This window comes from Tengunoibacter tsumagoiensis (genome assembly GCF_003967535.1).
Lineage (GTDB): Bacteria > Chloroflexota > Ktedonobacteria > Ktedonobacterales > Ktedonobacteraceae > Tengunoibacter > Tengunoibacter tsumagoiensis.
Genome location: NZ_BIFR01000001.1, coordinates 496581 through 517834, shown reverse-complemented (window position 1 = coordinate 517834; position 21254 = coordinate 496581). Strand labels below are relative to the sequence as shown.

Annotated in this window: 16 protein-coding genes; 11 read left to right on the top strand and 5 right to left on the bottom strand. The window is 49.5% G+C overall.

What is annotated here, in order from left to right:
* The first annotated feature begins 14 nt into the window (after positions 1–14).
* Together EL628_RS02095 and EL628_RS02090 are read left to right on the top strand one after the other, a co-directional pair.
* Complete coding sequence (locus tag EL628_RS02095) at positions 15–1040, top strand: ribonucleotide-diphosphate reductase subunit beta (RefSeq protein ID WP_126578146.1); 1026 nt, start codon at positions 15–17, stop codon at positions 1038–1040.
* A 70-nt stretch (positions 1041–1110) separates the two neighbouring features.
* Entirely contained in the window at positions 1111–1482 is a 372-nt protein-coding gene (locus EL628_RS02090) for a hypothetical protein (protein ID WP_126578145.1), read from the top strand.
* 69 nt (positions 1483–1551) lie between these two features.
* Here EL628_RS02090 and EL628_RS02085 read toward each other — a convergent pair whose 3' ends face one another.
* Positions 1552–2421 (bottom strand): hypothetical protein, encoded by an 870-nt coding sequence (locus EL628_RS02085; RefSeq protein WP_126578144.1) that lies wholly within the window; start codon positions 2419–2421, stop codon positions 1552–1554.
* 283 nt (positions 2422–2704) lie between these two features.
* On the opposite strand from EL628_RS02085, the gene EL628_RS02080 reads away from it, so the two are divergent.
* Both EL628_RS02080 and EL628_RS02075 read left to right on the top strand, forming a co-directional pair.
* Complete coding sequence (locus EL628_RS02080) at positions 2705–4129, top strand: helix-turn-helix transcriptional regulator (protein ID WP_126578143.1); 1425 nt, start codon at positions 2705–2707, stop codon at positions 4127–4129.
* A 143-nt stretch (positions 4130–4272) separates the two neighbouring features.
* Positions 4273–6102 (top strand): ArnT family glycosyltransferase, encoded by a 1830-nt coding sequence (locus EL628_RS02075; RefSeq protein ID WP_126578142.1) that lies wholly within the window; start codon positions 4273–4275, stop codon positions 6100–6102.
* A gap of 7 nt (positions 6103–6109) precedes the next feature.
* Here the strand turns inward: EL628_RS02075 and EL628_RS02070 are convergent, their stop codons facing one another.
* Positions 6110–6919: a response regulator gene (locus tag EL628_RS02070; protein ID WP_161975211.1), complete on the bottom strand. Its 810-nt coding sequence runs from the start codon at positions 6917–6919 to the stop codon at positions 6110–6112.
* Positions 6920–7198: 279 nt separating this feature from the next.
* A complete protein-coding gene (locus EL628_RS02065; protein WP_126578140.1) occupies positions 7199–8359 on the bottom strand; it encodes a putative hexosyltransferase in 1161 nt (386 codons plus the stop codon).
* 343 nt (positions 8360–8702) lie between these two features.
* Here EL628_RS02065 and EL628_RS02060 point away from each other — a divergent pair, with 343 nt between their 5' ends.
* Complete coding sequence (locus EL628_RS02060) at positions 8703–9377, top strand: HD domain-containing protein (RefSeq protein WP_126578139.1); 675 nt, start codon at positions 8703–8705, stop codon at positions 9375–9377.
* A 253-nt stretch (positions 9378–9630) separates the two neighbouring features.
* On the opposite strand, the gene EL628_RS02055 is transcribed toward EL628_RS02060, so the two are convergent.
* Both EL628_RS02055 and EL628_RS02050 read right to left on the bottom strand, forming a co-directional pair.
* The gene (locus EL628_RS02055; protein WP_126578138.1) at positions 9631–11082 is read right to left on the bottom strand and encodes a TMEM175 family protein; all 1452 of its coding nucleotides are present in this window, start codon (positions 11080–11082) and stop codon (positions 9631–9633) included.
* Positions 11083–11430: 348 nt separating this feature from the next.
* Positions 11431–13143: a hypothetical protein gene (locus EL628_RS02050; RefSeq protein WP_126578137.1), complete on the bottom strand. Its 1713-nt coding sequence runs from the start codon at positions 13141–13143 to the stop codon at positions 11431–11433.
* Positions 13144–13427: 284 nt separating this feature from the next.
* Here EL628_RS02050 and EL628_RS02045 point away from each other — a divergent pair, with 284 nt between their 5' ends.
* From EL628_RS02045 to eccCb, 6 genes are all read left to right on the top strand, one after another.
* The gene (locus EL628_RS02045; protein WP_126578136.1) at positions 13428–14186 is read left to right on the top strand and encodes a vWA domain-containing protein; all 759 of its coding nucleotides are present in this window, start codon (positions 13428–13430) and stop codon (positions 14184–14186) included.
* Between the two features lie 20 nt (positions 14187–14206).
* A complete protein-coding gene (locus tag EL628_RS02040) occupies positions 14207–15070 on the top strand; it encodes a protein phosphatase 2C domain-containing protein (protein WP_126578135.1) in 864 nt (287 codons plus the stop codon).
* Positions 15067–15999: a protein kinase domain-containing protein gene (locus EL628_RS02035; RefSeq protein WP_161975210.1), complete on the top strand. Its 933-nt coding sequence runs from the start codon at positions 15067–15069 to the stop codon at positions 15997–15999. Before EL628_RS02040 ends, EL628_RS02035 begins: the two co-directional genes overlap by 4 nt.
* A 167-nt stretch (positions 16000–16166) precedes the next feature.
* A complete protein-coding gene (locus EL628_RS02030) occupies positions 16167–16472 on the top strand; it encodes a WXG100 family type VII secretion target (RefSeq protein ID WP_126578133.1) in 306 nt (101 codons plus the stop codon).
* Positions 16473–16735: 263 nt separating this feature from the next.
* On the top strand, positions 16736–17089 hold the full coding sequence (locus EL628_RS02025; RefSeq protein WP_126578132.1) for an EsaB/YukD family protein: 354 nt from the start codon (positions 16736–16738) through the stop codon (positions 17087–17089).
* Between the two features lie 19 nt (positions 17090–17108).
* On the top strand, positions 17109–21179 hold the full coding sequence (gene eccCb, locus EL628_RS02020; protein ID WP_126578131.1) for a type VII secretion protein EccCb: 4071 nt from the start codon (positions 17109–17111) through the stop codon (positions 21177–21179).
* Positions 21180–21254 lie beyond the last annotated feature (75 nt).

The window sequence follows — 21254 nt, the reverse complement described above, 5'->3', positions numbered from 1 at the left end:
GAAAGAGAGTATATATGTCAACGAATAAGCAGAATCTAACTGAAAAGAAACAGTTATTGCGTGGAGAGCAGGTCAATGTCAACCAACTTCTGCCCCTAAAATATCGCTGGGCGTGGGAACATTATCTCAATGGGTGTGCTAACCACTGGATGCCCAACGAAGTGCCCATGAATAAAGATATTGAGCTCTGGCATAGTCAGCGGCTCACTGAGTCTGAGCGCTTTATCATCATGCGCAACCTGGGTTTTTTTGCAACTGCCGAGACACTGGTGGGGAACAACCTTGTACTGGCAATTTTTAAGCACGTCACAAATGCTGAGTGCCGTCAATACCTGTTGCGCCAGGCCTTTGAAGAGGCCATTCATGCGCATGCTTTTCTCTATATTGTGGAGAGCCTTGGCCTCAATGAACATGAAGTCTTTACCATGTATCATACGATTCCGGCCATCCAGCGCAAAGACCAGTTTGAGATGAAGCTTACTGCCGCCCTCCTTGACCCGAATTTCTCTACAGACAGCTTTGCGGGTGCGCAACAATTTTTAGCGAATCTCATTGGCTATTATGTCATTATGGAGGGGATCTTCTTTTATAGTGGTTTTGCCATGATTTTATCGTTTCATCGTCGCAACCTGATGACAGGCATTGGAGAGCAGTTTCAATATATTATGCGCGACGAAACTACCCACCTTAACTTTGGCATCGACCTCATCAATGGCATTAAAGCTGAAAATCCTGAACTCTGGAGTCCAGCGTTTCAGCAGCATATGCTTGCATTGATCGACGAAGCGGTCGAGCTAGAGATTGCTTATGCAGAGGATTGTCTACCTTATGGCATCCTGGGACTGCAACCAGGGGCCTTTCGCCACTACGTTCAGCATATTGCTGATCGACGACTGGAACGGATTGGCTTGCCCGTTCAATATCATGCAGCCCATCCATTTCCCTGGCTGAGCGAGACCATCGATCTGAGCAAAGAGAAAAACTTTTTTGAGACGCGCGTAACCGAATATCAATCGTCCTCCGCATTGAAATGGGATTGACATTCGCAACTAGAATTATGCTACACACGTATATATAACAAAAGGAATACTAGCAGGAGGTACAAACGCTATGGTCCAGGAATCAGCGCAAAAAATGGCCTATCCGCGCAGACTAGAGCATGTCAAGCGCCTGGATATCTTTTTTCATGGCTTTAAAACACTTAAATTAGTGGGCAGATTGTTGGGCGACGGGCGTGTACCGCTGTTGAGAAAGGTGCTCTTTCTGGGTTCGATTGCCGGTCTGCTTGTACTGCTTCTGTTCCCAGATGCTCTGGGTGAGGTGGTCTTGAGCACCATCGTGCCGGTCATTGGGACGGTTGCAGGCGTGCCGATCGATGCGGGCTTTGATTGGGCTGCCTTCGCATTAGTCGTTGTGAGCCTTCTGCGCTTCTTTCCAGCCGAGATGGTCTCCGAGCATTATCGCAGCGTCTTCCACAAATAATTCTAGATCGTCATAAAGAAGCGACCAGGCGAAATTTTGCCTGGTCGCTTCTTTATGTGTCGTACTCTACTAGTTGCTAAGATGATCATTTGGCGTTGAAGGTCGGAATTTTGTGCCATCGTTCACGAACACGATCACCGTATCATTTTGTGGCGAGAGATGGATATGGATAATCATATCCGGTTTCTGATCATTGGTTACATCGCGAAACTCGAGCGTAATAGGCGCAATATCGCCGCCATCGCCTACGATAGGAGGTGCCACCGCATAGCTTACAAGCTTGCCAGGGTCACCAGCGGCAATTTCAACCACAATGGGTTGACGATGGAGATTCATCGCCACAAAATGACTTGGATGGGCGGCGCTATCGTTATTGTGTCCTACCACGGCATCAGTCTGAAAGGTACGTGGATTGCCGTAACGATAGTCATCATAGCGTTGTAAGCCCCATGAGAGGGCAGCTGACCCGATCACCCAGAGTGCGAGCGCAGCGATCATCCCCATTCCCACCAGTACCAGCCAGTGCACATTGCGTTTGGCTCTGGGTGGAGGGCTATTACGGTCAATACGCATCGGCGTCTGAGCTGTCACACGGGGTGTCTGTGTTGTCACACGCGGTGGCCGAGGAATATCCCTGGTCATCCCCGAAGGCTGGCGACGCGTTGGAATAGAATTAGTGTTATTCGCAGTTGAACGCCCGCTGGTAATACGTGGTATCGATGAGGTAGCAGAGGGCGGATTATAGCGGGTCATACTACTTGTCTGGCGTATAGTCTCACGATCATCTTCTAATTCGTAATTGACCTCGCTGTTACGCGATGCTCCTGAAGTAGTTCGGCTTATATTCCGGCCATAGTTGGGAACTGTGGTCATAGAATCCTGGCCGACTGTATTTCCTCGTGAACGTCGCTTCGGCTGAGATTCGCCATCTTGAGTCATGGCTCTCCCTTTCTCTCGCTGCGCTGCACTTCCTGCGACTAACGCTGGAAGCCATGTTCTTCTTCCTAATCCAGGCGTTCAGACTGTATCGACAGCCATCATACTATCAGAGTGATCTCACTGTCAAATAAATTGCATCACTTTATGTCAATTTAACATTTTCTTTAGTTTATAAACGATGCAGTTTATCCAAACTGGCATATCAACACTGACGCTCTTTTCGCTCCCTGTATGATGGAAACAGAGAGCATAATTCTGATCACATCACCCAGGAGGGATACGCATGTATACATCAAATTCCCAGGTAAATGGCCCCGCCTATGAACAGTATCGCAGCCTGCCAGAGGTGATGTATAGCCTCTCTAGCCTCTCCAATCTGTATGCACTTGGCCTGGGCTGCAATGCAGATATGGAGGCTCAGGAGCTCCGCTATTCCATCCTCAGCCAGATTCAACGCACCGTTCGCGCTCAAAGCGCTTGCCTCTTCCTATACTACGCAGCTCAACAGCGTCTGGTTACAGCCGTCACTCAGGGCGAGAAGCTTACTTCAAGTTTGCTTGTAAACCTGATTAATGGATTAGAGATGGAGCAGCTTGCGCTTCGCGGTCCTGGCGAGACTATCACTTCTATTAAACTGAACGAACAGCATGTTTTGTTGGTCACGTTGAGCTATAATGGTACATTGCAAGGATTGGTGGCACTTGCGATTGAGGAGGGAGCTACATTGCAGGATGAGCGTAGCCTGCTACTCACTTATATGGGGAATGTGGCGGGAGCTCTCCTGTATAATTATGAGTTGCGTGAGCGTGAGCGGAGCGCTGCCATCGAGCAGGAGCGTAAACGGATTGGGCGTGATCTTCATGATGGGATTCTACAAAACTTGAGCTATGCTCTTCATAAATTAGAATTTATTCAACGTTTGCTAGAACAGCGACAGCCTCAATTGGCAATGACAGAGGTGCCTCGGACCGCTGCAATCGTGGATGGAACGTTGCGCGATCTTCGCTACACCCTGAGCTCCCTGCTCCCCCCGCAATTAGAGCAGCAATCCTTTCAACAGGCGGTCCAGGCACTGTTCCAGGACTATCTTACCTACCATCCTCAGATCAATCTCCATGTTGACCTGTCTGCCTTTCAGAAAATTCCAGCTCACCTCGAGGCCCCCATCTTTCGTATCTTTCAAGAGGGTCTGACCAATATTAGTAAACATGCACAGGCAACCGAGATTGAGATTACGCTCTCGGTCCAGGTTACTAACTTGATGATAGAGCTCCGCGATAATGGTCGAGGGTTTTCTCTTTCGGAGGAAGGAAGCGAGGCGATTGCGGAAGATCACAGCATCCATTCTGGTATTCAGAGTAACCATGAGCAGCTTCAAGACGAAGAAAAGAAGATCCACTTTGGCATTCAGAGTATGCGCGAGCGAGTTCAGGAGGCTGGTGGCACGATGGAGCTGCTCAGTCAGGTAGGAGTTGGCACCAGGATTCGAGCGCAGTTTCCTCTTCTCAATAACCTCTCTGAATTAACGCCTCGTGAGCAGGATGTGCTGCGCCTTGTTGTTTCCGGGCTCAGCAATCGCGATATTGCTCAGCGTCTTGAGATCAGCCACGATACCGTCAAGACCCATATCCACCACATTATTCAGAAACTTCGTGTCAAAGATCGTACTCAGGCCGCTGTGATCGCCGCTCGTCATGGCTGGTTTTAATAATTGCAGCAAGATCCCGTTCTGGAAAATCTCTCCTGTTGACGAGTCGTTGAAGCATTCAGTAGAATACCTCTGAGCCCGGATGAAGTTTGCTGATAGAATATCGTGGTAGAGACCAATTCTCCTGAAAGAACGTGAGTAGAGTGCAAGCAACCGCCCAAAGAAAACCTGATACCAGAACGAATGATCCAGGTACAACGTCCTCATGGTGGACGCGGACAGATCTGTATGCCCTGCTGGCAATTATTCTGGCCACAACGCTACGCATTGGATTGATTGCCTTGAATTGGCCGCCAACAAATAGTGATGAAGGGACGATGGGGATTATGGCCCTTCACATCGCCTATCATGGCGAACATCCTTACATCTACTATGGGCAGAATTATATGGGGGTGACAGAAGCCTATCTGGGGGCTCTGTTCTTTCATCTCTTTGGGGGCCCCTCGCTGTTTGCACTCCGTCTGGGAGTCGTGCTGATGGTGACAGGCTTTTTTATCAATACCTATCTGCTCGCCCGGTTCCTCTTCTCCCCTCGCGTTGGATTAATCTCTGTTCTGACGTTGAGCATTGGCTCAATCCCTTTTCTGACGCGACAGACGATCGCTACAGGCGGTTCATCGCAGACTCTTCTCTTTGGCTCTCTTGCCTTCTTGCTGGCTAGCTGGCTGGCTGTAAGCTATCGGCGGAGGGCATCAGTGCAAACAATACTCAAGCGCTTGCTGGCGTATGGTGGTCTGGGATTAACGATCGGACTGGGGATGTGGAGCGATATGGTTGTGTTGCCAGTTCTGGCGATGGCTGGACTCCTGGTCTTGCTCTGCTGCTGGCGAGACGTACTGACCTGGGCCTGGCTGGTTGTGGGTGTTGGAGTTGTCATTGGGCTAATGCCACTCATTCGTTATGATCATGCCCAGGGACTGAATGCGATTGATATTCTACTGGGTCTGGCCCACGGATCAAATTCGGTCGCTCCCAATACACTGGCTGGTATTCTGCACAACATAAAGTCAACCTTCCTTGTTAGCATGCCAATCGCCACAGGTAATCCGTTCTGTCCAGTGATCGAGATTCCTCAATTGGGGGATAACTCTGCCCCTACAGCCAGTTGTACGTTTGCTCAGGCCAGTTGGGGGACAGGATATGGCCTGTTACTGGGAGGCGCTTTTTTAATCACGCTCTACAAATTAATCGCGAGCTTTGGAAGATGGAGAGAGGATGCACGAGCTGTTCTGACGGGACGTAAGGCTGTGTCTGTCGAGACGCGAGACTCTGGAGAAGATGAACTGGCGAACGTTGTGGAAGAGAAGAGAGGGCCTATAGCGAGAAATGCGATAGTGAGCACAGGGGCCAGACTGGCACAATTGCTGTTACTCCTATCAGCCTTGCTGGCCCTCGGTGTGTATATTATGAGCTCTGGGCCGGTCAGTTGGCCTGGCTTCCATGCTCGCTATCTTATTAGTTTGCTGATCGCTACGCCAGCTTTATTGGAGCCCCTGACACAACTGGCTTTTGTGGCGAGTAAGAGACGCTGGCAGATGTGGACCGGGCGAGCAGCTTTGATTGGCATCTGGGGACTCCTATTGATTGGGACTGGAATTGCCTTTAGCGAGGTACCAGCCGCTCAGGTAGACAGTCAGCAGCGTCAAGAGCTTATTAGCCTGCTTGAGAGTAAGGGAGTTCACCATCTCTACACTAATTATTGGACCTGCCATAATCTGGCCTTTGCGAGCAACGAGAAGGTTATCTGTGCCTCTATTGACGTAAAGGATGGAGTGTTACAGCCTTTACATAATCGCGTACCAGGCTATCTTGACCAGGTGCATGGTGATCCACAGGCATCCTATGTTTTTCCAGATCAGTTGCCGGGACCTATTCCAGCCGCTTTTCAGCATCAGGTATCGCAGACTGGCCTCGATCACTATCGTATCTGGCATATAGCAGGGTACATTGTCTATCAGCCTTCTGGACAATAGCAGAGGTTTAGAGCTCTTCGTCTGGAAGAAGGCCCTGACGGAGAGCAAAGATTGCCACCTGAGTCCGATCGCGCAGGTGTAATTTCTGAAAAATGATCGAGAGATAATTTTTCACGGTTTTCTCAGAGTATGCCAGATGTTCAGCTATCTCCTTATTGCTCATTCCAGCCGCCAGATAGCGAATAATCTCCACCTCTTTCTCAGAGAGTTGAGCGGTCTGTGGACTGCCAGGGCTCTCATGTTGCCGTTTCAGCTCATTGACGATTGCACCCGTTAGAGCAGGTGCAATCGCCATCTCTCCTTGCTGTACTGCTCGTATAGACTGTGCCAGATCATGAACGGTGCTGCTTTTGAGCAGATAGCCTCGAGCTCCGCTCTTCATCGCATCCACAATCTGCTGCTGTTGGCGATGCATCGTCAACATAATCACAGCGATGTCTGGAAATTGGGATGTAATCTGGCGTGTTACAGCGATGCCATCTACGACAGGGAGATGAATATCCATGAGCACGACCTGTGGATGCACCTGACGAATTTTCTCCAGTGCCTCAAAGCCATCTGCGGCCTCGCCGACGACCTGCATATCGCCCTCTAATGTGAGCAATTGATGGAGCCCTTCGCGCATTAAAGCATGATCATCGACAATCAGAACTGTGATAGGCTCATTGCGTCTGCGGTTCTGGGCAGCATCCATCCTCTCATCATTGCCTGCCGAGCGTTCCTGTTCAGGAGAAGTAGCCTCAGTCTCCAGCGTCGTCTCAATAATTGTTGATGGATGGTTGCGCTCATCTCGCTGAGAATGCTTTGGGTTGCCCATAAAGACTCCTTCCAGCCCATGTGCCATTTGTCTGATTTTTAGATACCAGGTAAGGCTACTGCCCTCTTATCTCTAGTATAGCTGTTACACAATGCGAGCTATGGCTTTCATGATGGTGTGTGTTTCATCAAGGAGGTAAGCCGAGATAGGGGACTTTGAGTGCCCTCTATAGCAAGGTGTACCAGAGTGGAGTGGAGTCACTGCGGCCATTATGAATGATTGTTCATCAGGATTATGCGACAGATCGTATAAAAGAGCTTGATCCGTTTCTCATCAGGATCAAGCTACCCAGACGGAGCTAAGAAAGAGAAAGATATTAATCGTAAAGAGAACCACAGAGATAACCAGCCAGCTCTCTTTAAACTGTGGACGTTTTGACCAGATGGCAAGCACGATGATGCACGGAAAAAGCATAAGGAGATAGCGTGGATCGGAAGTGAAAGGGGCCGGGCCTCCATAAGGATACAATAAAGAGTAAAGAATCAGAGCCGCTGCAAAGTAAGCATAGATCTTTGGCAGAAGTCTCCATCCAAGCAACAACACAATGATCGGAAGTAAGGTCAGCAAGAGGTCCATGAGATTGCGCTCGCGATACTGAGGGAGGAAAAGAATACTATACACAGCAGTTGGCAGTCTGCTGAAAGGGATACCCGGATAGCGCCCCCAGTGTTTCTCACCCTCGCTGAATAGGAAAGCATTTCCTTGCACAACCAAGAGGTAGAACATATAGAGCAACAGTCCCAGTGGAATCAGCATACTTGCAGCACCCTTCTGGAGCATCTCGGGCCAGTAGTAGCGCCATCTGCGTCGTTGGGGCCAGAAGCGCTGCAAGAAGGTCAGGGTAAAGGGTACGAGCAGGATCAGCCCGGTCCCTCTTGTCGCCATGGCACAACAGCCAAAACAGCCAGCCAGCCACCAGTTCCATGTTGCACCATGGCGCAGACAGAGAAAGAAGCAGAGAATCAACAACAGAAAGAGGGATTCGGTATAGCCTGCAAAAAAGAAGAGCCCCAGAGGATGAAAGGCCAGCAGAAACAGGCCAGTGCGAGCAATCTCGGGCGAAAAATCCTGGGCCACAAGATGGTAGAAAAGAACGAGCGCCAGCAAAAAGCTTAGATTAGCAATCACAAAGCTCGCGATCACATAGGCTAGATAGCTACCACCACCAATGCTCCCAAACAAGTGGATGAGAAGTGGATAGAAAGGAAAAAAAGCCGCCTCATAACGAGCAAGATCCGGATAGCCATGATAAGCGATCTCCACATAGTGGACCGTATCGAGTTTGAACCACGAGGACGAGCATTGATAAAAAACACTGAAACATTCCTGATGATGGAAAGAGCCAAAGAACGTAACTGCAAAATAGGTCAGGATGAGAATCAACAAACGACTGATTAAAAAAATAGCAATGGCATTCTTCCAGGCATCTTTTTGAAACAATGATAGCTCCTATCTATAGATATATTATTAAAATCAGTACTATCTATACCTTATTCAGAGAGTACGAGATAGTGTTATTTTATACTATCTTTAAAGCTATAGCGCAATGCTCAGACTTGAGATCTGATCTCTGCCTTTATTGAATTTCGTTAATAATTATAAGATTGTTATCCTGAAGGGGGATAGATAAAGATTGTTACCATCTGGAGCGAATTACTGATAGTGCTTTGCCAGGAGCGTTCACTTGTAAGTCTGGTTAGCTATAATTCGTATACTATATTCATACTATATTCAGGTTTCCTGATTTCACATATAACGATTTAAGGAAGGTATTGAATCTGCCATGGAAGCTATCTATGATCAGGCCGAGGTACTGGCCCAGGTTTATACTGAAGTGCAGAAGCGTTTTAAGCAATTTGTGGATCTTGCGCATGGTTGGGAACATATCAGCCGTGTTTATCAGACAGCGCTTTATCTGGCTGAGCGAGAAGGGGCTGATAGTTTCGTCGTAGGGATGGCTGCGCTGATGCATGATCTAGGTCATACCATTGCAGCGGATGAGGCCGAGAGCAAGCGTCATCATGTTGATCATTCGCTGACACTGGCTAGCGAGATCATGCAGGCCCATGCCATTCCTGATAATCAGCAGAAAGCCATCTTACATGCCATTCTGGCTCATAGTTTTAGCCGGGGCATCAAAGCCGAGACCGTTGAGGCCTATGTGGTGCAGGATGCTGATCGGCTGGACGCATTAGGAGCACTGGGCATTATGCGCTGGGCCGTCACTGGTGCTCAGCTGGCCACCGCTGAAGCGCAGCCCTATGAGCCAGAAGACCCCTTTGGAGAGCATCACACCCTGGACGATCGCCGCTATATGCTGGACCATTTTTTCTCTAAATTGCTTCGCATTGGTGAGACCATGAAGACCGAAACAGGTCGTCAACTGGCTCAGAGCCGGACAGAGTTCATGCGCCTCTACCTCCATGAATTTAAGCAAGAACTGGAACTGACCCGCTAACGGTGAGAGTCAGCTTCACACGCTCTTGAAAAGAGCTCTCCTCTGCCCGGCGAAATAAAGGTCCACCCTCACGCGATAAATCGCCCATCATAAGCGATTTATCGCACAAACATGTAGGGCCCATCATTCATGATGGCCGTTGTTCCCCTCTCACATCTTTTCACCATCATGAATAACCAACCATAAGTGATTTATCGCATAAATGTGTAGGGCCCATCATGAATGATGGTCGTCGGCTTTTACGCACACGCCATCATGATAGCTGTTGGCTCGTAATCTTTTGAGGATGAGTCATCGTCCACAGATGAGCAAAGAGCCAGACGCTTCCCAGCATAAGGAGATAGAGTCCAAGATAGATACGTGGAGACATAAAACTCGTAAAAAAGACCGTCGCCAGAGTCAGAATCACAAAGATTGGCAGATTACAGAGAATAATGATATTGAACTGCCTCACTCGGGTAGGATCGGCCTCACGTTTTAAGAGACGTGGAGCACTGGCATGAGGCTTTTTATATTTTGCATATAACCAGGCGGCAAGCAGAAAGAAAGAGGCCATCACCTGCCAGAGCCCAAAGAAGAGATCGGGCTTCAACAGAGCCTTATCCCAATTATCTGCATACAGCTTAATCGGAATAAACATCAGAATCACCGAGAGCAGAAAACAGAAGTTCAGCGTAATCAGCAGAGGATCGTGGCGGCGAATAAAGTGGAAGAGATGATAATGCAATAGCCACGAGATCCCCACAATGACAAAACCGATGAGATAAGTGTGCAACAGAGGCCAGTAACCACTGAGCGACTCAACAGCATTTTTCACATCCTCCAGCCGAACATCCGAGCCCAATGATGGAAATTCAATCTGCGCAATCGCGATCGTAATCGCAACCCCAAACACAGCATCGCTAAACAACTGAATCCGACCAATATCCGTACTACCCAGCGTCGTATTGAGATGATTGCGGTAGATACGTAGAAAGATCCAGCGCACAAAGAGAAAGAGAATGATAATTCCCAGCCCACCTAGCATGACATACACCGTTGCATTAGAGAGAGCCAGAATAATCAGCACAATCAGAGAGAGTAGAAAAGAGACAGGATGTAGAGCCAGCCGAACCAGCGTATACCGTACAAACTTAGCCGGTAAAGATCGATCAAATAAGCGATCCTGATGACTGGCATACCACCAGGTCAATGCCAGAGACAGACCAGCAATGAACTGAGAGCCCACAAAGAGCAGCGCCCCCACAATCACATCCGCCGTAATCTCCCCCTGTTTATCCTGTAAGAAACTGGTAATGCCTTGATTATCCGAACTGAATGCCATGAGCAGGCCGGACCCTGAGCCCATCAGAAAGAGCCCGATAGGGATCACAACAATCGAGACCAGGTAGACAAAGTTTAAAATAACCAGGATGATATTATTCTTCTTGATGTGATGAAAAATAGTGTGATGATCATTCCAGGAAGCTGCAACAATTAAAAATGCAATAATGTACATTGAGCAGCGAAGTAGAATCTGAGTCAGGACGTTTGGATCTAACAATTTATCGATATCTGATGGAATACGAATAGCAATGGCCGCCACAGTAATCGCGAAGGCAATGACACCATCGCTAAAGAGGATCAGGCGTTCATTCTCATTTTCGTTCTCCCGTCTTTCCTGCTCCTGCTCTAAGAAAATATTCTGTTCTAATTGGCTGGACATAAATAAAAAAAAGCCCTTTCATCGGTGTGGAGAGAAATAACAACGTCTCCCTATAGAAAGAACGATCTGTCAGCTTCTTTTTGACAGATCGTTCCACCATAAAGAGAAAAGATAGGTGCTTAACTAAGCGAAGATTTAAAGCCAGCTTCCATTAAGAAAACATCCTCATCTCTTCAGAGACATTTAAAGTCAGTTTCCATTAAGAAAACATTCTTATCTCTTCAAAGACATTTAAAGCCAGCTTCCATTGAGAAAACATCCTCTTCTCTTCAGAAACCTTCTCATTGTTTGATTGTAATTGTATAGAGAGAAGGACGATAAGAAGCGTTAACTCCATAGATACATAGATTAAGCTCCATATTTTGTGACGGTGAAGAGTGCCAGATGTTGAATATGATCATAGATCCAGATCGCGCCTCCCTGGCGATTGCCGCTAACAGGATCAAAGGCGCCATAATACATATTCATACTATTGGCGTAAAGATCGTTCAACGTATTAGAATCATCAGTTCGGTTTGCCAGCTTAATAGCGTCCTGGCGTATAGTATTGAGCTGTGCTTCTGTCTGACTCAATGCCGAATTAATCTGGAAGACCTGTTTACGTTCGTCATTGGTTGTGCCAGGTGTATTGATCAGGCCATTGAGGTGGACCCCTAGATAATTGACATAGCCCTGCGGTTGGGCATGTTCCTGGTCGCGCGTCAAGAGACCCACCTGTGATGCATGGGGATCAGCGAGAAGAGGTGTTCCCTGCGGCACATCAGGCTGTACATATTGCGAACCATCGATATAATCAAGAATCTTTACAGCATTGGTTTGCGAATAATTGGGCGTGTCGCGTGAATCTTTGGCTAACTGCATGATATGCATGGTGTTGCGACGGAACCAGTAGGTTGAGCCGCCCTGGAGGTTGAGTTTTTTTAGAACAGGATCACCATATAGGAGATGGCGCATATGGTCAATCTGTGTAGCACTGGACATGTCCATCGAAGCATTATTGCCTGACATATCCATACTGGAATTAGCACTCTGAGGAATCTCAGCTGTAAAGCGCCAGGTTCCTTTATCCGGCGATGGATTGCTGGGTGTGACCGTGTTGCTCTCCTCCGTCACCAGCAGTCGGCTATGGTTCAAGAGATTATCGTGGACTGGACTACTATAGGTTAATTGTGCAATACCATTTTTATACGTCAATGTGCCGATTGATAATACATTTGCTTCACTATGGGCATTATCTGGAAGAAGCCAGGCATAATAGTTATTGGAAGAGGAGGGTGGATTCAGATTATTGAGGATAACCGTAATGCCATCACAGACCCCTTTAGTACCAGAATCATCAAAGAGTTCAGAGCTCGTAAAGTAAGCATAGCCAACAACAGGATTAGGTGACTGTGGCTGATGAAGTAAGTTATAGACAATCGAGAAAATCAGAACGAAGATGGCAAGGCTAGAAATGGTAACTAATAAGATCCATTTTGTCCTCTGGCTGATGGCATATTGCATATCTTTAAATTTAAGCAGCCGGGGTGGAGGAGCCAGAGGTCGATCGTAACTGGGTGGTGGTGAGCTAAAATGACTGACACGCTTAATGGGAAGAGCTGGTGTGGCCGGGGCTATCTCGTTGACGGACAATTCGCCAGTGGAGCCTTGCGTTAAAGTGAATAATAATCGTTCGAGTACTTTTGGGTAGTCCTGGCCCAGATTATAGGTAGTAAGGTCAGCCCATTCAGGGGGAGCTGGAACGGTCTCAGTGGCTGAAGGGATGATGCGAAGTAAGCCCTGTAGCCCTTGCTGATCTTTGAGCTTAAGCCCTGCGCTGAAGAGCATGCGCGTACGAGGCGCTTGCAGCGTTTCCAGCGTCTGTACAAAGAAAACCCACTGACAGGTTGGTAGCTCACGAGCAATAAACTGAAAAAATTCTTCATCTGTATCGCGGCCTCCATCAACTATCACCTCAGCACCAGCGGCCCGTAGATCAGCGATGAGCTGTTGTACCAGCTGCTGCTCTAAATTGGGTTCTCGTGGTGGGTAGTAGCTAACAAAGACTCGTGGAACATTCATAGGTCGCCTCCTAGAAGTACTGAGTCATGCTGTATTTGACAAACATCACGACTGAAAGTATAACAGAGTGTGGTATGCTTATTCAAGTAGTACGATTATATCGCTATAAAATTTCTATAGCTTATTTGTTGGGATTATGAGGGTGTATGGCACTCTATTCAATTTGCTATGAAGAACAGTTGGATCAATGGTAAGCATACTTATCTGGATAGATGGTATTTGGATCAATGGTAAGCACACTTATCTAGACAGACGGTATAGTGCATCCAAAATGGGGGCTACTAGTGAATAATACATTGTATACGCAGCCAGCGACATCGCTGACCCCTGCCCTGATTATTTATTTGATCGACGCCAGTCATTCGATGAACGATCCCTGCGGGTCAATGACCAGGATTGAGCTTGTCAATCGAGCTCTCCGCGATGTTTTAAAAGATATGGTGCGCCGTTCAATGCGTGATGGCATTGTGCAGCGCAGATATAAAGTAGCTATTCTGGCTTATAGTACTGAAGTCGTGGACGTTCTTGGAGGAATACGAGATCTTCCGGATCTTGTGCGGGAAGGGACGCCAGTGCTCACTGCTGGTGGTGAGACTGATACGAGTGCGGGCTTTGCTGCGGTCGAGACGCTGTTACAGAATAATCTGCCTAAATTCCAGTCGAGTCCAGCTCCGCTGGTCTGTCATCTAACAGATGCTCTCTTTACAGAGAGTGACCCCTCACCGATTATTCGGCGCATTCAATCGATGGCTGTCAATGATGGGCCAGTCTTGATCGAAAACGTCTATGTTGCAGATAAGATGCTGCGTCTTCCGGTAGGTGATTGGCGGAACTGGGGTGGAGTGCTCAAGCCAGGTCAACTGACGAATGACTATGCCCGGCTGCTCTTTCATCTCTCTTCTCCCCTACCAGAGACCTATCGTCAGAATATTAACAACTATGGGTACCACTTGCAGAGCGGAGCAACACTCTTCTTTCCTGGGGTTCATACCGATCTGGTACGCCTGGCCTTTGCTGTCTCTTCGGCGACGCAATTGAAATAGTTCGGAAAGAGAGGCTCTTTATGCCGCAGGACCAGCCGTTCTCTGGCTCCTCAATCCTGGAAACGGACCAGGGGGAAGATCATTTTACACGGATGCCGCTGACCTCCTCGGTCGTGGCGCGTTTGCTCTCTTTCCGGAGCCGCGAGGCCCAGGAGCAGGCTCTGCCCAGTCAAGACTATGCCCGTATTGTCTACTATAAGGATGGGGGCTCCGTAAGTTTCTGTGTCTGCGATGGGGTGAGCAGCTCCTATAAGGGCGATTTTGCAGCCTACTGTCTGGCTCGTTATCTTGTGAAATGGCTACAGGGCCTTTCATCTCTAGAGCAGGCTCCTCAAGAGCTCAAAGAGGAACTGCGCAGTCAATTAACGCGTCTGGCAGGAGAGGCTCAGAAGCAGCTGGTGCGCCTGACGATTCCACATGATACTCCGACTCTAGTCCGTGAGGTGCTGGAAGAGCTCTGTGAGACATATGGCAGCGAGGCGGTCTTCCTATGTGGCCGAATCGATTATGAAGGCCCCTCTTCTGAGCAAGGGCAGATGGGGCAGGCCCTCTTCTGCTGGATGGGTAATGTTACTGCCCGCTTATTTGTGACTTCAGAACAATATATCGTTCTAGGGGAGACCAATGATCGTCATGGGCGCTGGTCGACCCTTAACGGCTGTCGAGGAGAACTTCTAACCTGGAAGCTTGCTCTACCCAATCTTGAACGTTTGATTGTGTATACGGATGGCCTGGATCAGCTTGGGAAGCAGATTCCTGCTCTGGATGATGAGCAGTGGAAAGAGCAGGCCCAGCAATTGCTCACTCTGCCAGGGAGTGATGATATGACGGCCATTGATCTGCAATGGCAATCGATCAGACCAGAAGAAGGATTACTCTCGTGAGTACATTCCAGCCTACGACAAAGAAGTTGCTGCCGATTGGCTCAGCATTCTATCAATTTTTACCCCATCCTTATTTTGAAGATGATCCTGAAGAGGTGTTCGTCATTGAAGGTGGTGAGGCCTTTGTATATAAGATTCAGCACCTTGCGAATAAAACCTTTTATGCTTTGAAGGTTATGAAGCGAGCCTATCGGGATGCCTACAGCCTGGAAGTGACGCGCTGTCTCGCACAACAGATCAACGCGCCTGGACTCTTTCTTGCGCAGCGGGTCTGCCTGACAGCGAAGCACTTCCCTGAGCTCCTGCGCCGTTATCCTGATCTTGAATATGCGGTGTTGATGCCATGGATCGAGGGGCGCACCTGGTCGGGCCTGATGTTAGACCCCATCGGGAGCGCTCTCTATACGCAGAGTAAAGCCCGGTATCTGGCCATAGCGATGGCCCAGGTACTCTGGTATTTAGAGGATCGGGCTCTTGCTCATACAGATATCGCTGGCAGCAATGTCATTTTAAGTCCAGATCTCAGGCAGGTGCAACTGATCGATCTGGATGCGCTCTATATCCGTGGCGTAAAGCCACCGAAGAAGCGCAGCCGGGGCTCACCCGGATATCAGCATCCCCACCTCGACGAACGCGGTCAATATCGTCCTGAAGGCGATCGCTTCGCAGGGGCAATCCTGCTCACCGAAATGCTTACCTGGTGGAATCCCGCAGTACGCGCCCGGACACCCGATGGCTCGGAATCCCTCTTTGCTCCTGCCGAATTACAGCGGCAGGAGCAACCGCGCTGGAAGATCGTACGTGAGACCTTACAGCTTATGCATCCCTCTCTGCTAGAGCTGTTCGATCAAGTCTGGCACGCTCAAACACTAGAGCAGTGTCCAGACTTTGGTACATGGTCAATGAACCTTATTGCATCTTTCATATAGACTCATTGCTATTTTTCGATGAGTGGTGTACATTATAGAAGTGAAAAGGCGTATGCCTTACATTGTTGTTTCAATGGTTTTAACATCATACCTGCTATGAGATGGCGCATGATACTGTATTGTGATTAAGAATCCTTTTACAAGTTATTCAGAAAGGTGATTAAAAAATGGCTGACGGTTACTTAAAGGTTGTACACGGAGAACTGACTGGAGCTGCGGCTGCATTTGATCAGCGCGTACAGGATCTCGAGGCTGCTCTTAAAGCTGTTGAAAATACTGTACAGGGATTGGCTGACCAGTGGGTTGGTCAGGGTAACGAGAGCTTTACCACTGTCATGGGGAAATGGCATACCGATGTCAATAGCCTGAATCAGACTCTTGTTGAGATCAGCAAAAATGTAAAGGGCAGCAATACGCTGTATCAGGATGTTGACCAGGATGTAAAGCGCGCCTTCAGCGGCTTCCAGGGCTAACTTCCGCCTTTGTGACGAGATTGAAGCAGGCAAGTGGCTTCTCTATCCTACGCTCATCTGATGAATATATGCTCTCTGGTAGAGATGCTGCTTGTTTGCTGATACAGGTAATCCGTTCCAGCTATGTGTTGCCAGATAGACTGGTAAGCAGCTTCCTCCCCTCCATCTGAGACGGAGAAGGGCGACCCTCTCTCTTGTTGAGGAGAATGGAGCTTATAGTTATTTATCAGGTATGCATCTTCATCAATGATTGAGCAGTTATTATGCAAACTTTACTTGTCACTATTGCCGGTCCACAGAAATCCTATGATCTAGAACTTCCTGGTGACCTTCCTATTTATGACCTTCTCCCTTTTTTGATCGAGCTGTGTTTTCCAGATGGGCTGGCGCAGGATCTCTCGGCATGGTCTCTTTATCTTCCTCTCTCCTCCACTATTTTGTCGAAAGCGCAGACGCTGATCGGGTCAGGTATTGTCGATGGAGCTGTGTTGCAACTCATGGATCAGCAAGCCCTACGGAAGGTTCAGCAACCAGAACGATCTTTTTCGCCGCGTCAGATCGCGCCGGGGCCGGGTACAGGAGGAATTGGCGTGCGTTGGAGTAAAGAGGAGCTCTAAATAGGAGACACGTGTTTATATGCATGGAACCAAATTTTATCGGCCTGCCAGGGCCTATACGGAAGTTTTGCCATCAGAGCAGATTGTGATCCTCGCTCCGCCGATGCTTGTCCCAGCTCAGAGTGGCTTTGCCAACTGGATGCAGTTTCTGATGCCGGTTGTTGGGAGTATGGGCTCAATGGTCTTTATGTTTGCCTATCGCAGTAATCCGCTTATGATCGTTGCTGGTGTGACCATGATGATCTGCTCAATCGGCGGTGGCATTGGGATGGGGATTGTACGGCGCTCAACTCAGAAGAGGCAGACGAAGCAGAATAGCGAGCTCTATTGTTCGTATCTTGCGCAATCGCGGACGCGCCTCCGCACGATTGAAACACGCCAGCGGCAGGTGAGTACGCGGCTCTATCCGCCGTATCCGCAACTGGCACAGCAGGTGCATGAACGGCTCTACCTCTGGGAGCGCAGGCCAGAGGATGCGGATTTTCTGGACGTGAGGATTGGTCTGGGGCCAGTTCCGCTTGTGAGTAGGGTCATGGTAGGGGTTGATCCGAATCCAATGGTGCAATATATGCCTGAGTTGAAGGCGCTGGCAGATTCGCTGGTCAATGAATATCTCTATCTTGATGATATGCCAGCTTCAATTGCTCTGCGGAACGTTGGTGTACTGACTATCTGTGGCGAGCGTGCGCGCACGCGCTCATTGCTGCATGCAATCATCTGCCAGATTCTGGCTTTTCAATCTCCTGAAGATGTGCGCTGCCTGGCCTATTTTCCAGTGCTGGCGACGCGTCAATGGAGCTGGTTAAAGTGGGCTCCGCATGTACGCCGCCTGCGTCAGATTAAGGCCGAGAAGAAGAATGCACCTGACCCGCTCTGTCTGCTGGCGAACTCGACTGAAGAGCTCCGCGATCTATTGCAGCAGCAGATTAAGCCCGAACTGGATCGCCGCCGCCGTCTTCTTGAAGATAGGGAGAAGAGCCAGCAACTAAAATTGAGCGATGTTACCAGACCACATATTATTCTGGCGATTGATGGTTTTCTCCCTCATGGTCCGCTGGCACAGATTGTCGAGCTGGATGATATTTTGCAGGATGCTGCTCGGTTGGGGGTAACCGTCATCTGTCTGGTGGATGAGATCAGCCATGAGCCAGCGCAGGTCCATGCTCGTCTCTCAATCTCTTCCGTGGGACGCTTAAATTATGAAGAGCTCCATCTGGGTGGTCGCCGCCTTGAGAGTCTGCTTCCTGATACAATCGAACGAAGGATCTGTGAGCAGATTGCGCGTAGCCTGGCTCCGCTCAGTCTGGGTGAGGCCAATGCTCAACAAGATCTGGCACGTGATGTACGTCTGCTTGACCTGCTGAAATTCCCCTCGGCTGATACGCTTCATGCCAGAGATAGCTGGAAGCCGCGCGAGCGAGCAGATCTTCTGCGCGTGCCTTTAGGAGTGCGGGCCGATGGCGAGCCTCTCATCCTGGACTTGAAAGAGGCTGCGGACAAAGGCATGGGCCCCCATGGTCTGGTCGTGGGAGCCACTGGCTCAGGCAAGAGCGAGCTCTTGCGTACGATGATTATTAGTCTGGCGGTTACGCATGATCCTCAGATGGTCAATTTTGTCTTGATCGACTTTAAAGGTGGTGCCTCGTTTGCGGACTTTGCCGCCCTGCCGCATGTTGCAGGCATTATCACAAACCTGCAAGGTGACCTTACGCTGGTTGATCGCGTCTATAATTCGCTCCTGGGTGAGCAGCAGCGCCGCCAGCGCATGCTTCATGAGGCTGGCAATCTAGACAATATCAAGCAATATCAGGCCAAATGGCGTCTGACTCCTGACATGGAACCCATGCCGCATCTGGTCATCATTGCCGACGAGTTTGCTGAGTTAATTGCCAATCGGCCCGATTTTCTGGATCTGTTTGTCACTATGGGGCGTGTGGGACGGAGCCTGGGCATTCACCTGCTCTTTGCCACACAGCGTATTGAAGAGGGACGTATTCGTGGTCTGGAAGGCCACCTGCGCTATCGCATCTGTCTACGGACCTTTAGCGCCTCTGAAAGCAGTTCAGTGCTGGGCAAGCCCGATGCCTATTATCTGCCCTCCGCACCTGGTATTGGCTACTTTAAAGTCGATACTGATACCTATCATATGTTTAAGACGGCCCTGATCTCGCTTCCGTTTGTCCCAGTACGAGAACAGGCCTCGCCTCTCACTCGTATTCGCGACTTTACAGCAACCGGCAAACTGGTCAAACACCAGCCTCAGGTCGCAATTTCCAGCATTGCCACCGCCATCATGGCCGAGGAGCCAAGCGATCTCCATACCGAGATGGACGTAGTGATTGGTCGTCTTGCGGCCTCGCAGACCTTACAACAGGCTCAGAGCGTCCATCAAGTCTGGCTGCCCCCTTTGAGCAAAGCCCTGCCTCTGTACGAGGTGCTGGATCGTTTAGAGGGCCGTGGCACAAATGCCCCCTTTGGACTGCTGAACGTTCCATTGGGATTACTGGATCTGCCTCTGCTTCAGGCTCAAGAACCACTCTGGTTAGATTTCTCCGGCTCTGGTGGCCATCTGGCACTGGTTGGGGCTCCACAAACTGGCAAGAGTACCTTTTTGCGGACGCTCGTTACCTCTTTTATGCTTACACACACTCCCAGGGATGTGCAACTCTACTGTATTGACCTGGGCGGAGGTCTCTTGCGTGTCTTTGAAGCAGCTCCGCATGTGGGAGTCGTCTGCGGTAAATCTGATCGAGATAAAGTACGCCGTGTCATCCGTCAGATGCGCAAGATCATTGAAGATCGTGAATTTCTTTTTCGCGAGCATAGCATTGACAGCATGAACACCTTCCGCACCAGACGGCAGGCGGGTGAACTGAGCGAGATCCCATTTGGTGACGTCTTCCTCATTATTGATAACTTTGCCCTCTTTGTGCAGGAATTTGATATGGAGACTGAGATTGCCGAACTTATCGCCAATGGTCTGACGTATGGCGTCCATATTATCCTGGCCACAAATCGGTGGGCCGAGATCCGCACCAAGTTGCGCGACAACATTGGCACCCGTCTGGAGCTACGGCTCAACGACCCTTCAGACTCCGAATTTGGTAAAGCGACCGCACAGACCATTCCAGTCGGCGTACCTGGCCGTGGCATTAACAAAGAGAAGCTTCAGTATCAGGTCGCGCTCCCGCTGGTTGAAAGCATTGCCACCGAGAATCTTGTCCAGGTCGGAGCCGCTCAGCAGGCTCTGGAAGCGTTTATTGAGCGTGTGCGTGCAGACTGGAAAGGCGAGGTTGCGCCACCAATCCGACTCTTGCCGCCTCTGGTCAAAATTCAGGAACTGCCAGAGCCATCTGCTGAGCAGCCAGCAGGTATTCCCCTGGGACTCGAAGAATTTCGCCTCGACCCCATCTCCATCGACCTTATTGGTGGAGGGCCACACTTTATGATTCTAGGCGACTCCGAGAGTGGCAAGACCACCCTTTTGCGAACCTGGATGCGTGGCATTGAACAGCGCTACACGCCCGACCAGGTCAAATTTGCGATCATCGACTATCGCAAAATGCTGGTCGACTTTGTTGATAGCAAGCATCTGCTCACCTATGTGTATAATCCGCAGACGCTGGCCGAATGCCTTGGCAACTTCCAGGTTGACCTCCAGAAACGCATGAAGACTGGTGCTGATCAGCCTTTAAACAAGCTACGTACCGTACAACGCTGGAGTGGTCGGCACTATTTCCTCTTTATTGATGACTACGACTCACTCTCTAATTCGCCCAGCACCAGTCCCATTGGCCCTCTCGTAGACTTCCTGCTCTCAGGCCGGGATATTGGTTTTCACGTCATCATTGCGCGGCGTGTGGGAGGAATGAGTCGAGCCGCCTTCGAATCCGCCATTCAGCGTCTGCGCGAGATGGGGACCGCCGCCCTCGTCATGAGTGGAGACCCACAGGAGGGCCGCATCATGCACGGAATTGGAGCCACCCAGTTGCCAGCTGGTCGTGGCTACCTCGTCCAGCCCAAGCAGCCCCCAACCCTGGTCCAGATCGCCTATAGCGAGCCCGCCTACACAACCGAAGCGGAGGTGTAGGCTCGCATGATAAATACAATTCCAGGTCGTTGTTGCCCAACCTTTGATGATTGTTTCACTCGTTAGCTAGTACTA

What these genes read in the sequence shown, in the direction of transcription:
- EL628_RS02070 (WP_161975211.1), bottom strand. Translation starts at nt 6,919, where the DNA reads ATGGGCAACCCAAAGCATTCTCAGCGAGATGAGCGCAACCATCCATCA.
- EL628_RS02050 (WP_126578137.1), bottom strand. Translation starts at nt 13,143, where the DNA reads ATGAATGTTCCACGAGTCTTTGTTAGCTACTACCCACCACGAGAACCC.
- eccCb (WP_126578131.1), top strand. Translation starts at nt 17,109, where the DNA reads ATGCATGGAACCAAATTTTATCGGCCTGCCAGGGCCTATACGGAAGTT.
- EL628_RS02025 (WP_126578132.1), top strand. Translation starts at nt 16,736, where the DNA reads ATGCAAACTTTACTTGTCACTATTGCCGGTCCACAGAAATCCTATGAT.
- EL628_RS02030 (WP_126578133.1), top strand. Translation starts at nt 16,167, where the DNA reads ATGGCTGACGGTTACTTAAAGGTTGTACACGGAGAACTGACTGGAGCT.
- EL628_RS02085 (WP_126578144.1), bottom strand. Translation starts at nt 2,421, where the DNA reads ATGACTCAAGATGGCGAATCTCAGCCGAAGCGACGTTCACGAGGAAAT.
- EL628_RS02090 (WP_126578145.1), top strand. Translation starts at nt 1,111, where the DNA reads ATGGTCCAGGAATCAGCGCAAAAAATGGCCTATCCGCGCAGACTAGAG.
- EL628_RS02080 (WP_126578143.1), top strand. Translation starts at nt 2,705, where the DNA reads ATGTATACATCAAATTCCCAGGTAAATGGCCCCGCCTATGAACAGTAT.
- EL628_RS02040 (WP_126578135.1), top strand. Translation starts at nt 14,207, where the DNA reads ATGCCGCAGGACCAGCCGTTCTCTGGCTCCTCAATCCTGGAAACGGAC.
- EL628_RS02095 (WP_126578146.1), top strand. Translation starts at nt 15, where the DNA reads ATGTCAACGAATAAGCAGAATCTAACTGAAAAGAAACAGTTATTGCGT.
- EL628_RS02060 (WP_126578139.1), top strand. Translation starts at nt 8,703, where the DNA reads ATGGAAGCTATCTATGATCAGGCCGAGGTACTGGCCCAGGTTTATACT.
- EL628_RS02055 (WP_126578138.1), bottom strand. Translation starts at nt 11,082, where the DNA reads ATGTCCAGCCAATTAGAACAGAATATTTTCTTAGAGCAGGAGCAGGAA.